Genomic DNA, 14,713 nt, shown 5'->3' on the forward strand with positions numbered 1-14,713 from the left:
CTCCAAGAAAACGTTTTCTTTTTTTCACTTTACATCTAATTGTCAAATTAGTCAACCGGTCATCTGATGAGTACGTTCGGAGGAAGTCCCTCCGTTATGAAGACATATAGTCGGACAAAACTTTTTCGACATGCCCTAAATGGTCTTTCATTCGCTCTTGGGCAAGTTCGGCGTTTTGTTCGCGAATCGCCTCAAAAATCGCGATATGATCTTCAAGCAGCTGTTCGGTCGTCGCTTGTTTGGCAAACAACCAAATGCGACGCGTCTCGCGCATCGTCTCCATCATCATGCCTGAGACGTTGTTCATTAAACTCACTAATAGCGGATTTTTCGTTGCCGCCGCAATCGCCATATGAAATAAAAAGTCCGCTTTTTCACCAAGTTCTTCGTCGCCAATCGCTTCGCGCATTTGCGTAAGGGCGCTTTGCATCGCGCGCAAATCTTCGTCTGTTCTTCGTTTCGCTGCCACGCCTGATGCACCGACTTCTAACAGCTTTCTCACTTCTAATAAATGAGCGACGTCTTCTTTATTCATGAGCACCGCTGCGGAAATCGGAAACGACAACATCGCTGGATCAAACTCGCGCACGTATGTGCCTTCCCCTTGTTTCATTTCAATGAGCCCCATCGCCCGAAGCGCCGTCAACGCTTCACGAATCGCTGCTCGTCCAACTTGGAAATTTTCTGCTAGCTGTTGAACGGAATCGAGTTTATCACCGGGCTTTAACTGCCCTGTTTGAATCATATGTAAAATCGCTTCCGCTACTTCTTCATATATTTTTTTCGGTTTAATTTGTTTGTACACGTTGTCCACCCCATTGCTTCTTGTTTACTCCCCCACATAAATAGAATATCATATCATATTTTTCTACAAAATAACTGTGAAAAATTTTTAAATATTCATATTGAAAAATGATTGCGCTTACATTATGATATACTCATCAGATGATTGTATGACCTTATGATGAGGGGATAAGGAATTACATCATCACATTGAACAAAGGGGGATGCATATGAGTATCGGTATGTTATCATTTATCGCACTATTGCCAATTTTAACAGTTTTCTTATTCCTTGTCATACTGAAATGGCCGGCAAGCCGTGCGATGCCTGTTGCGCTCGTCGTCACTGCGGCCATCGCGCTATTCGTTTGGGGAACGAAAATGAACGTTGTGGCTGCCGCAAGCGTCAACGGTATAAAAACGGCAATCGAAATTATGTTTATCGTATTTGGAGCGGTGTTGCTTTTAAATACGGTAAAAGAAAGCGGCGCGATTGAAACGATTCGCCAAGGGTTTATTCACATTTCACCTGACCGCCGCATTCAAGCAATCATTATCGCTTGGTTGTTCGGTTCATTTATTGAAGGGGCTGCAGGATTCGGTACACCTGCTGCGATCGCCGCACCGCTTCTCGTTGCGATCGGCTTTCCAGCGATGGCGGCGGTGCTAGTTGCGCTCATTATTCAAAGTACGCCTGTTTCTTTCGGAGCGATTGGAACACCAATTCTCGTCGGAGTAAACACCGGTCTTGCGAATCAAGAAGCGGTCATGAAAGCGATTGGCGATATGGAGTTTACGGATTACTTATTGCAAATTGCTGCAAACGTCGGCCTCATTCATGCGATGGTCGGAACGTTTATTCCGCTTATTGTCGTCGGAATGCTTACGCGCTTTTTCGGTAAAAACCGTTCGTTCCGCGAAGGATTGCGCGCTTGGAAATTTGCGATGCTCGCTGGCTTTGCGTTTACCGTTCCGTATGCAATCATTGCGAACGTGCTCGGTCCAGAGTTTCCATCATTGCTCGGTTCATTAATCGGCTTAATCATCGTCGTCCCAGCTGCCAAAGCAGGGTTATTTATTCCGAAAGATACGTTTGATTTTGAGCATCGCAACCATTGGGAACAAGAATGGATCGGTCGTTTAAACAACGAACAAACGAACATCGGGCAAGCGAAAAAGCGCATTTCGCTTTTCAACGCATGGTTCCCGTACGTATTAGTGGCGATTTTGCTCGTCATTACGCGCACAGTGACAGAAGTAAAAACGTTTTTAACTGGAGAAAGCGTCACGATTGTCATCGACAATTTGTTTAACTCCGGCATTGCGATTAAGTCGACACCGCTTTATTTACCGGGTACCATTTTCTTCATCGTTTCACTAATCACATACGTTTTACATCGGATGGATGCAGCAAGCTACAAAAAAGCGTTTAGCGATTCGTTTAAAACGGCATTAAGCGCAGGGTCCGCGCTCATTTTCGCCGTGCCGATGATCAACATTTTCATTAACTCAAAAACAGAAGAACTCGCAAGCATGCCGCTCGTATTAGCGGAAGGGGTGTCGCACATCGCCGGTTCCGCATGGCCAATCGTTGCGCCGCTCATCGGTGCGCTCGGAGCGTTTATCGCTGGAAGTAACACGTTCAGCAACATGATGTTCTCGCTTTTCCAATTCGGTACAGCGGAAAGCATCGGTTTATCCGCTTCAGGCGCTGCGGTTGTCGTTGCGTTGCAAGCTGTTGGCGGAGCAGCCGGAAATATGATTTGTGTCCATAACGTCGTTGCGGCTTCTGCGACAGTCGGTCTTGTCGGTCAAGAAGGAAGCTTAATTCGCAAAGCGCTCATTCCGATGACATATTACATTTTAGCGGCTGGTATGCTCGGCATGGGCTTCATCGTCGGCGGCTTCAACATCTGGTTCACCTTATATGCTGTCGTCGTTGTCGCATTCATTTTCTTTATGGTATCAAACCGCGGCAAAACGAAACGTGCAGAAAACCAAATTTCAGCATAATACAAAGGGTGTCCTTACAAAAAGGGCACCCTTTTTCCTTCCCCTCGGATATGATATAATTACTCGTTGCAACCTACATATAAAGGAGTCGTTTGCAGTGCATATTATCTGTACAACGTTAAACGCAAAATATATTCATACGAACTTAGCGATTCGATATTTAAAAGCGTACGCCCAGCCGGAGTTTCATGTGGAGCTTGTTGAATATACGATTAAAGACCCGGTGTTAAATATCGTCACCGGTTTGTATCGTCGCAAACCGGATGTCGTCGGGTTTAGCTGTTACATTTGGAACATCGAACAGACGATTGAAGTCATTCAGCTGTTGAAAAAAGTGCATCCAACCGTCACGATCGTCGTCGGTGGACCAGAAGTGTCATATGACGTCGCTTATTGGCTAGAGCGCGTGCCAGAGTTTGATTATATCGTCATCGGCGAAGGAGAAGAAACGTTTAAACAGCTGCTTACCGCACTAGAACGTGGCGAAGATGTGACAAACATTGCAGGGCTTGCGTTTCACCGAGACGGAAAAGCGATCATTAACCCGCAAAGAAATAAAATCAACTTAGCAAACATGCCGTCGCCGTTTCGCTTTCCTGAAGATATTCTGCATTTGTCGAAGCGCGTGACGTATGTCGAAACGAGCCGCGGCTGTCCGTTTAGCTGCCAATTTTGCTTATCGTCGATTGAAGTTGGCGTTCGTTATTTTGACCGCGAAAAAATAAAGGAAGATTTGCGTTATTTAATGAAACACGGCGCGAAAGTCATTAAGTTTGTCGATCGGACGTTTAACATTAGCCGGAGCTACGCGATGGATATGTTTCAATTTTTAATTGACGAACATGTGCCAGGCGTTGTGTTCCAATTTGAAATTACGGCCGACATTATGCGGCCAGAAGTCATTGAGTTTTTAAATAAAGAAGCACCTCCAGGGCTGTTCCGCTTTGAAATTGGTGTGCAATCGACAAACGATGACGTCAACAAACTCGTCATGCGCAAACAAAATTTTGAAAAGCTTACGCGCACCGTCACCATGGTGAAACAAGGCGGAAAAATTGCGCAACATCTTGATTTAATTGCCGGGCTTCCGGAAGAAGATTACACATCGTTTCGCAAAACGTTTAACGACGTATTTGCGCTCCGTCCAGAAGAGTTGCAGCTCGGCTTTTTAAAAATGTTGCGCGGCACAGGGCTGCGCCAAAAAGCAAACGAGTACGGCTACATCTTTATGGATCGCGCACCGTATGAAATTTTGCGCAACCATGTGCTTTCGTTTGATGACATCATTCGATTAAAACAAGTCGAAGATGTGCTTGAAAAATATTGGAACGATCATCGCATGGATGAAACGATTGAATATATCGTCACCCATCTATTTGACACGCCGTTTGACTTTTTCCAATCGTTTGGCACGTATTGGGACGAACAAGGTTGGGCGCGCATCGGACATCAACTTGAAGATTTATTCCGCCGCCTTTATTCGTTTTTACAAACGTTACACACGAACGACTTGCCGATCGTTGAAGCGTTGATGAAATACGACTATTTGCGCAATCAAAAACAAAAACCGCGCAAACCGTGGTGGGACGAAAAAACGGACAAACATGTACGCGCGCGCGTATACGAAAAACTGTCCGAACAACCGCACCTTCTTTCGCTAAGCGAAAAAGAATTATTTAAACATACCGTCGTCGAAATGATTCCTTTCGACTTGCCGCATTATTTACAAACGAAACATATTCGCCGATGCAACATGGCGATGATCGTTTACTTTAACCAAACGACGATGAAAGCGGAAACGTATAGTTTGGAAATAGAAAAGTAGGAGAGAGCGCCCTCCTACTTTTTCTTTTCCTTTTTCGCTTCTTCTAACAGCTCAATCACTTTATGAGCATTGATGTCGCCTTGTTCGTGTCCGAATTCTTCCTTTAATATGTCGCTTGGAATCGGAACTGTTTTGCCCGCTTGTTTCTTTTTCATTTTCCTTGCCGTCCTTTTTTCGAATTTCGGTTTGCGCCGCGGCTCATATCTTCCCCACCAGCATATTGCGCTTCAAATTCGTCTTTCGGCATGCTTTCCGTCGGCGTTTGGTTGTTCGTCTTCGCCGCATCATGTGTTACTTTTCGTTTCATGATCGTTCACCTCGTCTGTATGTTTGTTCTTTTTTGTACGCAATGAGTATGATGTCTTCGCCCGTTTGTTCACGAAGCTTTCGCTCAAATTGTTGCACTTCGGCAATGTCGCGTTCGTTCAAGTGGGCAATTGGAAAACGCATATTCATTCCCCCTCACAAGTAATGTCGCGCAAAGCAACATATTTTATACGTCGCTAAGCCACATTAATACTGAGGTGATGATAATGGATAAAAAAATCGAATCGCCCATTTTCGATGAGACACAGCCGCATCAAATTCATGCGCCGTCGTTTAAAGGGACAAACATACGCATGCAGCCACCGTTTATAAACAAATACGGGGTCGTCATCGGCGACAGCAAATACAACTCGCCACACTCCCCTCTGAATGAATGGAGCGATGAAACCGATCCAAGCGTCATGGCCGGTGATGAATGGGTACATCCGACGAACGACATCGGTTGGAATACACCCGAAAACCGCGCCTTATTAGAAGAAAAACGAAGCGGACAAGCCCCGTTCACCCATCCAGACAAAGATGTCGGATACGGGGCGGATTAAAATAACCTCGTGCGACATGCACGAGGTTATTTCCCCCCTGTAAACGAAATGCCTTTAATAAAGTAGCGGTTGAAAAACGCATAAATGACTAAAACAGGCATTGTAAATACCATCGATGCCGCCATAATGTAGTTCCAATAGCTAATGTATTGTCCTTTAAAACTATTTAACCCAAGCGGCAACGTAAACAAGTTCGGATCGGATAAAATAATAAGCGGACGCATAAAGTCGTTCCACGAACCCATAAAAACGAAAATGGCTTGCGCGGCGAGCGCTGGGCGAGCAAGCGGCAACACGATACGGAAAAATGTGCCGATGCGGCTTAACCCATCTAGCGCCGCAGCTTCTTCTAACTCTTTCGGGAAGTTAATGAAAAATTGACGCATCATAAAAATAAATGTCGCGTTAATCATCGCTGGGACAATCATTCCTTGATATGAGTTCAGCCAACCGAGCTGTTTTAAAATTAAATAGTTCGGAATCATCGTCACTTGTGCCGGAATCATTAATACCGCAAGAATGATCATAAAAATCGTCTGTTTTCCTCGGAAATGAAGGCGAGCGAGCGCATAGCCTGCCATCGAGTTAAAGATTAAGTTTAAGACCGTCACCGTCACCGCAATGATGACGCTATTCATAAACCAACGAGGAAATAGCTCTTGTTCAATAAAAATTTGTTTATAGTTATCGAGCGTAAAATGTTCTGGAATAAAGCGGATCGAACCACTTACAATTTCTTCAAGAGTTTTAAACGATGATGAAAGCGCCCATAAAAACGGAATCATTGTCACGATCGCATATAAAACGAGAATCGTATATAACAACGCTTTGCCTATTTTCATGTCCTTCCCTCCTTTAGTAGAGCGACTCTTCTTTTGAAAATTTCCGCTGCAACCACGTCGCAAGTAAAATGACGATCGCTAACGCAAAAGCAAGCGCGGCTGCATATCCCATCGTTCCAAGCGATTTAAACGCATATTGATAAATAAGAAGAACAACCGTTAACGTCGCATTGTTCGGTCCGCCCGAACCGCCTGAGAAAATGTACGATTGGTCGAACAATTGAAACGTACCGATTAACCCCATAATGACGACAAACGATGTGACCGGTTTTAAATACGGAACAGTGACGTACCAAAACTTATGCCAAGCGTTTGCTCCGTCTAACTCTGCCGCTTCATATAACGAATCGGGAATGTCTTGCAATGCCGCTAAATAAATGACCATAAAAAACGGTGCCGTTGACCAAATGTTCATAATCATAATGGCGTTTAAAGCGACAGACGGATCGCCAAGCCAGTTGTACGTCGGCAAGCCGAAAAACGCAAGCACGTGGTTGACAAGACCATTTTGGTTATACATCCACATAAAAATAAGCGTCAAAACAGCTGATGAGGTTAATGTCGGTAAAAAATAAACGATGCGGAAAAACTTTTCTCCTTTTAAGCCCGCATTGAGCGTTGCCGCTAAAACGAGCGCCAGCATCGTTTGCGTCGGCACGACGATCGCCACGTATTTCACCGTATTCCAAAGCGCAATTTTCGCGCGCGTATCATCTAATATGCGCGCAAAGTTGTCGAACCCGACAAATTGAAAACTTGCCGTTCCTAACAACTGCACTTTATGAAACGATAAATAAATCGCAAATAAAATCGGACCGATGACGAATAAAAGAAGGACAAATAACGTCGGTGACAATAACGTATAGGCCGTTCCTGCTTCTCTCCATCGTTTACGAGTAAACATGTTTTCATCTCCTTTTGTCGTGCTATTCGCCTCTTTCAAGTGAAGATTGTGCAACGCTTCACTTGAAAGAAGGGAACAGCGAGGGGAAATTCCCCTCAGCCGTTACTTCGCTTCAATTTCTTTATTCGCAATGTCTTGTGCTTTTTTAAGCGCTTCTGCAAGCGGCTGTTCACCTAAAAAGGCGCTTACAAATTGGTTGTTAAAGTTGTTCATAATAATTGGCAAGTTCGTACCGTTTTGCCATACGGTCGCGTACGGTGCTCCAGCGACAAGCGCAGCGCGCAATTCATCTTTATCATATCCGAGTTCAGCGGCGACCGATTTACGTGTTGGCAACGCAAATCCTTTACTCGTCCAAATTTTCATTCCTTCTTTTCCTGTTAAAAACGAAATGAGTTTCCATGCTGCTTCTTTCTTTTGTGAATCTTTGTTCATCACGTAAGCAACCGTATACGCCATCGTTCCTTTTTTGCCGTCAATCGTTGGCACTTCTGCTGTCCCGAACGGTGTATTTGGGAACGTTTCTTGTAGGAACGGAATCGCCCAGTTTCCTTCGATCACCATCGCTGCTTTTTGTTGACCGAACATTTCACCGCCCCATCCGGCGCCAACTTCGCTCGGTTGCGCCGCTGATTTATCTTTTAAGCGCATATCAACAATTGGCTGCAACGCTTCGACCACTTTCGGATCCGCAAAGCTTGCTTTGTTGTCTGTCACGACTTTGCCGCCTTTTGATTCCGCGATGTAGTATAGGCGCGCTAATTCCGGTGCTACCCCGAAACCGTACACTTCTGTTCCCTTTGTTAATTTTTTCGCCGCTTCGCGCAATTCATCCCACGTTTTCGGTACGTCTAGCCCTGCTTCTTCAAACATTTTTTTGTTGTAGAAAAGCGCTAACGTTGAATAGTCTTTCGGGAAGCCGTATATTTTACCGTCTGGACCTTTAAACGCATCGAGAAGCGGTTTTTCAAAATCGTTGATGTCAAAATCGTCTGTTACGTAGTCATCAAGCGGCTCTAGCACGCCTGTTTCAATCATTGCTGGCGCTTCGAACGCATCTAAATAAAATACGTCTGGACCTTCGCCACCAATTAAACGCGTTTTAATGACATCCATATATTGATCGGAAATGACTTCATGTTTCACTTTAATGTTCGGATATTTTTTCTCAAATTCATCTAACGTTTGCTTTAACAATTTTTGTTCCATCGGGTTGCCGCCCCAACCCGCAAGCGTGACTTCTACTTGTTCTTCTTTCTGATTGCTTCCTTCGTTTTTTGCTGTTTTTTCTTCGCTGCCACATCCCGCTAAAACGCTTCCAAAAAGCATCGTCGTCATACCAAGGGCAAACCATTGTTTCTTTTTCATCATACGAGACCCCTTTCTTATTCGTCTTATATTTGGAAGGGAGACGAGCTCCCTTATTCCCGATAAAATGCACGTACAATCGCATCGTACGTTAGTTCAGCTGTCGTTTCGACGATGTAGTCGGCTTCTTTTAACGCTTCTTTGTCGCCGACGCCAATGGCGAACATGTTCGCCGCTTGAATGGCCGCCACGCCCGCTTGTGCATCTTCTACTCCGACGCACGCGGACGGATCGACTTGTAACTGCTTGGCAGCAGTCAAGAAAATTTCTGGGTGCGGTTTGCTCTGTTTTATTTTCGCTGCATCGACGATCGTATCGAAATATTCGCCAATTTGTAGCCGTTCGATGACGGTAAACGCATTTTTACTAGCCGATGCTAAGCCGATTTTCACGTTTTCACGTTTTAGTTCGCGCAATAAATCGAGTATGCCGGGAAGTAAATCATTTGGCGTCATGCGCGCGATGAGCTGTTTATAATGCTCATTTTTTTTATGCGCCAGCGCCTCTTTTTCTGCGGCTGTATAGCGCTCTGTTTGGCCGCCGAACGCTAAAATGCGCTCGAGCGACTCCATGCGACTCACCCCTTTTAACTGCTCGTTAAATGTGCGATCAAACGTGATCCCTAGTTCCTCCGCAAGCTGTTTCCATGCGATAAAATGATACTCTGCCGTATCGGTAATGACACCGTCTAAGTCGAAAATGACTGCTTTCAGTTGCTTGTTCATCATGTCAAATCCTTTCATGCAAGTGGAATCGTCACTTCGTCTTTTACTTCGTATGTCGTGCCGAACACATCAAACGAAACGACATCGTGAACGTTCGTCACTTTTTTCACGACGAGCGACTCGTGCGTGACCGTGACTTCTAACCGATCACCGCGCCAATATATTGGAAACGATAATGTTTTCCATTGTTTCGGAAGTTTCGGATGAATGCGCAGCTTTCCGTCAAGCATGCGCACGCCGCCAAATCCGCATACGACCGATTGCCATATGCCGCCAATCGATGCGGTATGCATGCCGTGATCCGATGATTTCATATTCGGGCCTAAGTCGATGCGGGACGCTTGTTCAAACAATTGATACGCTAGCTCCCGATCGTCCATATCGCTCGCTAAAATGCAATGTGTCGATAAGCTGAGCGATGAATCGTGCAACGTTTTTGGCTCATAATAGTTCCAATTCGCTCGTTTCACTTCTTGTGAAAACTTATTTTCTAGCAAGTAAAACAACACCATAATGTCCGCTTGTTTCGATACTTGCATGTTGTTCACTTGTTCCATATTGTAATCTTCAAAAATCGTGCCGACGCGCGTCTGCTTTTTATATTTCGTTAAGTCAATGATTTGTTTTGTTAAATACGTGTCATCTTGCGGAATGACGAGATCTTCTTCGCGCGGCTGCGGCAAGTAAATGAGATCGACTTTTTCTTTCCATTTTTTATACGCTTCATGCACGCCAATTTTTTCGTGTAACGCGTCAAGCAACGCCGGATCGCTTTCTTTTAATCTTTCATAATAGCGAATTGCTGTTTCGATATTCCAATGCGCCATATAGTTTGTAAAGGCGTTGTTGTTGACGTGCTCTTTATATTCGTCTGGACCGATGACATCGTTAATGTGATATTGTTTCTTTTCTTCGTTCCATTCTAACCGGCTCGCCCAAAACGTTGCGGTATCAAACAACATTTCATAGCCACAACGTTTCATAAAATCTTCATCGCCTGTCACTTTGTAATATTGCCATACCGCAAACGCGATATCGCTCGTAATATGTTGCTCGATAAATCCGCACCAAATTTTCGTCGCTTTTCCTGTCACAATATCAACAGCGCCCCATACCGGTGTCACTTCATCGCCTGTAAACGCTGACTCCCACGGATACATCGCTCCTTCATAGCCGTTCGCTTTTGCTTTCCGGCGCGCCCCTTCAATCGTGTTGTAACGATATTCAAGCAAACGGCGGGCAATATGCGGGAACGTGTACGTGAAAAACGGCAAAATGAAAATTTCCGTATCCCAAAACGAATGGCCTTTATATCCTTCGCCCGTTAACCCTTTTGCCGCAACACCGAAACGTGCATCGTGCGCTGGCGTCATAATGATTAAATGATAATGGGCAAAACGAATCGCAAGTTGGTCAAATTCGTTTTCGCTTTCGATCGTAATGTTCATTTGCTCCCAACGTTTTTTCCATTCCGAAACGTTTTCGGAAAAGAGCGCATCGTACCCTTTTTTCGCTTCTTCTTTTAAGTTATTGAGCGCATCTTGCCGCATGACATCAAGGCTATATTTATCGTGATCGTACGCTTTGTCGCGGCTTGTGTACACGTTCGCGAGCTTTTCAAACGTGAACGTCTCTCCTTGTTTGACATCAAACGATACTTGAATAAACACTTTCCGGCGGTCGATCGCCATGCGCGGCTCTGTTTCAATTTCTTTTCCGTCAATCATATACCGATGCACCGCATTGACGACAAAATCAATTTTCGATTCAGTCGTCGTTTGAATAAGTTGCAAATATTTTTTATCAAAAATGCGCTTTTCCCCTTCATGGAAATGTTGTGCTCCGCTATTTGTCATTTGCCCGTTAATGCCTGATGTGATTCGAATGTTTACATCGCCATTGAGCGGTTTTATTTCCATCTTCATGCCGATGAGATGTAAATTTTTTAGCGACACAAAGCGGCGAAACGTCAGCTCAAACTGCTCTCCGCGCGTATTTTCCCAAATGACGTGGCGCACTAATTCGGCATCTTTCACATTTAAGTCGCGACGATAATGAATGATTTTCCCTTTTTCTAACGAAAACTTTTCATCATTTAACCAAATGTCTAACTCAACGACATCAGGTGCGTTCGGCAGTTCTGTCACTTCGTATTCATCAAACTGGTTAAACGTACCGGCAACAAACAAATTGCGCACTTGCCCGACGTACGATTCTTCCGTCGCTGAACGAAGCCCCATATACCCGTTGCCAAGCGCCATAATCGCTTCACATTTTCCAAGATAATGCGGATTGAATGCGACTTCTGATACGATCCAGTTTTTATACTCGCCTGTTCCTAAGTTGTATTGCAGCATCGTAAACTCCCTTTCCTCGTATGAATGATGTGATCCAAAACGTTTCGGATTTTCGGTATGAAAAAAGGCTACCCTTTTTTCATCGGCGCCGTTGACTCGCGCACGACAAGTTGCGTCCGCAACGTCACGACTTTTGCTTCGTTTCCTTCCAACATATCAATAAGCATGCTTGCCGCTTCATAACCCATTTGAAATTTATTTTGCGCCACCGTCGTTAATGCGGGAGACACGTATGACGCAAGCAAAATATCATCATATCCAACGACCGATACGTCATCAGGCACGCGCAAGCCGAGCTGTTTGAGCGCTCTCATGACACCGAGCGCCATTAAGTCGCTGGCGCAAAAGATGGCAGTAATATTCGGTTCGCTTTGAAACAACTCGTATGCCCTCGCTTCCGCCATCTCTTCGGAAAAATCGCCATTAATCACCCACTCTTTTCGAATCGGTACGTTCGCTTCTTCCATCGCCTCATAAAATCCTTGCAGGCGCTGCTTGCTAACAAATGCGTAGTCGTGCCCGTTCATCATCGCAATGTTGCGATGCCCAAGCTCAAGCAAATGTTGCACCGCTTTTTTCGCACCGTACACGTTATCGGTCGTCACATATCCGACGCGGTCGGACTGAATCGGAATGTCAATTAATACGCACGGAATGTCACTTTCGACAACTTCCGTTAAGTACGGATCATCTGTTTTAATTCCTTGTAAAATGACACCATCGACCCGCCGTTCGCGACATAGTTGCGAATACGTTTTTTCCCTTTGTTTCGTCGAATTTGTATTAAACAAAATGACGTCATAATCTGTTTTAGCGATGTAATCGTTAACGCCTGTCATCACTTCAAACGTAAAGTTATCCTTTACCGCTGAGCGCGTCATGCCTGAAACGAGCAACCCAATCGTTTTCGATTTGTTCATGACAAGGCTTCGCGCAAGCGTATTCGGGCTGTAATTGAGCTGCTTGGCGATGTCGATAATTTTTTTGCGCGTCTTTTCACTAACGTCGGAATAGCCGTTTAACGCGCGAGAAACAGTCGTCACCGACACGCCAGCCGCTTTCGCGATATCTTTAATTGTTGTCACTTTCATTTCCTCCAAAACGTTTCGGATTCCTTGTTGATTTGAATTGTAAACGAAGTTGAAACCGATTGCAACAAAAAATTTGTGACAAAATTCGTAGCATTTTTTCCAAAAATGTTCTCCCTCTCTTTGTCATCTTCGTGCTATAATGAGAAAAAAGTAAAGGAGGGGCCTCTTGATGAAGCGATGGACGAGTCTTTTTCAGAAAAAAAAGAAAACGAACCAACGAGAAAAAACGACGACGATCGGGAAAAAGTATGGGATCGTTTTCAGCTTTGCTACACTTTTATTTGTCAGCGTTTTCATTTTTGTATTTTTACTCGTCAATAACTTAACAAACGTCGTCAAACAAGTCGAACAAAAAAGCGACGAAGCGATTTTAATTACCGACATCGGCTCTTTATTTAAACAAAAATATATTGTCATTACCGACTATATGACAAACCCCCGCCCAGAAACACTTTGGCAATACAGCGATTTAACGAAACAGTTTAGCGATAAAATGAAGCAATTAGAGCCGCATATACAAACAGAAGAAGCAAAAACGATATATCGCTCGACGATTTCGATTGAAAATCAGTTAAATGAATTGCTTTATAAAACGATTCAACCTGCGGTGTTATCGTATCGTGATCGCGGTGAACAAATCGACATTTTCCAAGTCATTAGCTTTCAAAATAAAGCCGCGACCATCCGCGATATGAGCATCGAAAAACTCGATGTGTTACGAAACATCGTCGTCAATGAACGAAGCGCGCTGACGACGCAAATGAACGATACGATTGCGAAAAACATTTTTATGATGTTGATTACAGTCGCTGTTGCGATCGTTTTATCTGTCATCTCCCTCATTGTTGTTAGCCGAAAAATACGCAGACGATTACAGCAAGTCGTCCACGTTTGCCATGAGCTTGCGCGCGGCAATTTGCGCGTCCAGCGCTTGACGGATACAAAAACGGATGAAGTCGGGCAGATTGCCGAAGCGATGAACGAATTAGCGGACGGGCTTGAACAGTCGATCGCCCAAATTCAAGCGGTTGCTGCACATGTAAACGACATGTCGCACACGTTGCGGTTAAACGCGGAAGCGACAACGGAAGCAAACGAACAAATTACACAAGCGATTCTTGAAGTGGCTTCAGGGGCAGATGAACAAGTGAACGTATCGAAACAAACGAACGAAGCGGTGCATAGCGTATCCGATGCGCTAACGACCGTGATGAGCAAAGTAGGTGAAACAGCGAAACGAACAACGGAAGCAACGAAGCGCGTCCATGAAGGAACATCACTAGTAGAGCAAACGGTTGCACAAATGAAGCTCATCCGCGAACAAATCGAACGCCTCGCTTCCGTCATTGAATCGTTAAATGATAAATCAAAAGAAATTCATCAAATCGTCGGCTTTATTACAAACATTTCTGACCAAACGAATTTGCTTGCGTTAAATGCTGCCATCGAAGCGGCACGAGCGGGCGAACACGGAAAAGGGTTTGGCGTTGTGGCAGAAGAAGTGCGCAAACTAGCCGAACAGACGGCACAAGCGGCAGGAAACATTCGCACGCTAGCTGAACAGTCCCAAACACAAACGGTGCATGCGGTGAACGTCATGCAAGAAAGCAGTGAGTCGTTCCAATGCGGCCATTCGCTCGTTGAACAAGTCGGACATATTTTCCGTGCCATTTCTTCGGATATGGCGCGCGTCCAAGCAGAAAGCGATGCGGTAAACGAAACGATTCGTTCCGTTGATGAAAAAGTAAAAACGATGACGTCATTCGCTGATCAAATTATTGATATTTCATCACAATCAGCAAGAAATATTGAACAAGTCGCTGCCACAACCGAAGAACAAAATGCAACGATGCAAGAGCTGCTCGCTTCTTCGCAAGAGCTCGCAAGCACGGCCGAACAACTGCGCCAAACGGTCGCACGTTTCCACATGTAATTTA

Annotated in this window: 14 protein-coding genes; 4 read left to right on the top strand and 10 right to left on the bottom strand. The window is 44.7% G+C overall.

Translation table 11 applies throughout. From position 1 onward, the window contains the following. Positions 1–94 precede the first annotated feature (94 nt). On the bottom strand, positions 95–814 hold the full coding sequence (locus K1I43_RS01970; protein ID WP_026011591.1) for a FadR/GntR family transcriptional regulator: 720 nt from the start codon (positions 812–814) through the stop codon (positions 95–97). A 199-nt stretch (positions 815–1,013) separates the two neighbouring features. Here K1I43_RS01970 and K1I43_RS01975 point away from each other — a divergent pair, with 199 nt between their 5' ends. Both K1I43_RS01975 and K1I43_RS01980 read left to right on the top strand, forming a co-directional pair. Then, entirely contained in the window at positions 1,014–2,795 is a 1,782-nt protein-coding gene (locus K1I43_RS01975) for an L-lactate permease (protein ID WP_136260319.1), read from the top strand. A 97-nt stretch (positions 2,796–2,892) separates the two neighbouring features. After that, positions 2,893–4,620 carry a B12-binding domain-containing radical SAM protein gene (locus tag K1I43_RS01980; RefSeq protein WP_026011590.1) on the top strand — a complete coding sequence of 576 codons (1,728 nt, stop codon included), beginning with the start codon at positions 2,893–2,895 and terminating at the stop codon, positions 4,618–4,620. A gap of 14 nt (positions 4,621–4,634) precedes the next feature. On the opposite strand, the gene K1I43_RS01985 is transcribed toward K1I43_RS01980, so the two are convergent. The 3 genes from K1I43_RS01985 to K1I43_RS01995 are packed head-to-tail and all read right to left on the bottom strand — an operon-like array spanning position 4,635 to position 5,070. Then, positions 4,635–4,775: a hypothetical protein gene (locus K1I43_RS01985; protein ID WP_019417251.1), complete on the bottom strand. Its 141-nt coding sequence runs from the start codon at positions 4,773–4,775 to the stop codon at positions 4,635–4,637. Beyond that, positions 4,772–4,927: a hypothetical protein gene (locus K1I43_RS01990; RefSeq protein ID WP_006321568.1), complete on the bottom strand. Its 156-nt coding sequence runs from the start codon at positions 4,925–4,927 to the stop codon at positions 4,772–4,774. The genes K1I43_RS01985 and K1I43_RS01990 overlap by 4 nt, the downstream gene beginning before the upstream one ends. Further along, entirely contained in the window at positions 4,924–5,070 is a 147-nt protein-coding gene (locus K1I43_RS01995) for a hypothetical protein (protein ID WP_019417250.1), read from the bottom strand. The genes K1I43_RS01990 and K1I43_RS01995 overlap by 4 nt, the downstream gene beginning before the upstream one ends. Before the next feature lie 83 nt (positions 5,071–5,153). Between K1I43_RS01995 and K1I43_RS02000 the strand changes: the two genes are divergently transcribed. Next, a complete protein-coding gene (locus K1I43_RS02000; protein ID WP_009362502.1) occupies positions 5,154–5,489 on the top strand; it encodes a DUF3905 domain-containing protein in 336 nt (111 codons plus the stop codon). 26 nt (positions 5,490–5,515) lie between these two features. On the opposite strand, the gene K1I43_RS02005 is transcribed toward K1I43_RS02000, so the two are convergent. The 6 genes from K1I43_RS02005 to K1I43_RS02030 form a co-directional block, all read right to left on the bottom strand. After that, positions 5,516–6,331 carry a carbohydrate ABC transporter permease gene (locus K1I43_RS02005; protein WP_009362501.1) on the bottom strand — a complete coding sequence of 272 codons (816 nt, stop codon included), beginning with the start codon at positions 6,329–6,331 and terminating at the stop codon, positions 5,516–5,518. A 13-nt stretch (positions 6,332–6,344) separates the two neighbouring features. Next, the gene (locus tag K1I43_RS02010) at positions 6,345–7,235 is read right to left on the bottom strand and encodes a carbohydrate ABC transporter permease (RefSeq protein ID WP_035064222.1); all 891 of its coding nucleotides are present in this window, start codon (positions 7,233–7,235) and stop codon (positions 6,345–6,347) included. A 102-nt stretch (positions 7,236–7,337) separates the two neighbouring features. Next, the gene (locus K1I43_RS02015; RefSeq protein ID WP_020424528.1) at positions 7,338–8,603 is read right to left on the bottom strand and encodes an ABC transporter substrate-binding protein; all 1,266 of its coding nucleotides are present in this window, start codon (positions 8,601–8,603) and stop codon (positions 7,338–7,340) included. A 53-nt stretch (positions 8,604–8,656) separates the two neighbouring features. After that, complete coding sequence (pgmB, locus tag K1I43_RS02020; RefSeq protein ID WP_019417246.1) at positions 8,657–9,346, bottom strand: beta-phosphoglucomutase; 690 nt, start codon at positions 9,344–9,346, stop codon at positions 8,657–8,659. Beyond that, positions 9,343–11,685 (bottom strand): glycoside hydrolase family 65 protein, encoded by a 2,343-nt coding sequence (locus K1I43_RS02025; protein WP_019417245.1) that lies wholly within the window; start codon positions 11,683–11,685, stop codon positions 9,343–9,345. The genes pgmB and K1I43_RS02025 overlap by 4 nt, the downstream gene beginning before the upstream one ends. Before the next feature lie 68 nt (positions 11,686–11,753). Further along, on the bottom strand, positions 11,754–12,770 hold the full coding sequence (locus K1I43_RS02030; protein ID WP_026011589.1) for a LacI family DNA-binding transcriptional regulator: 1,017 nt from the start codon (positions 12,768–12,770) through the stop codon (positions 11,754–11,756). Between the two features lie 175 nt (positions 12,771–12,945). Between K1I43_RS02030 and K1I43_RS02035 the strand changes: the two genes are divergently transcribed. After that, the gene (locus K1I43_RS02035) at positions 12,946–14,709 is read left to right on the top strand and encodes a methyl-accepting chemotaxis protein (protein ID WP_019417243.1); all 1,764 of its coding nucleotides are present in this window, start codon (positions 12,946–12,948) and stop codon (positions 14,707–14,709) included. The last annotated feature ends 4 nt before the right edge of the window (positions 14,710–14,713 follow it).

Source organism: Anoxybacillus sp. ST70 (assembly GCF_019553625.1).
Classification (GTDB): Bacteria; Bacillota; Bacilli; order Bacillales; family Anoxybacillaceae; genus Anoxybacillus; species Anoxybacillus gonensis.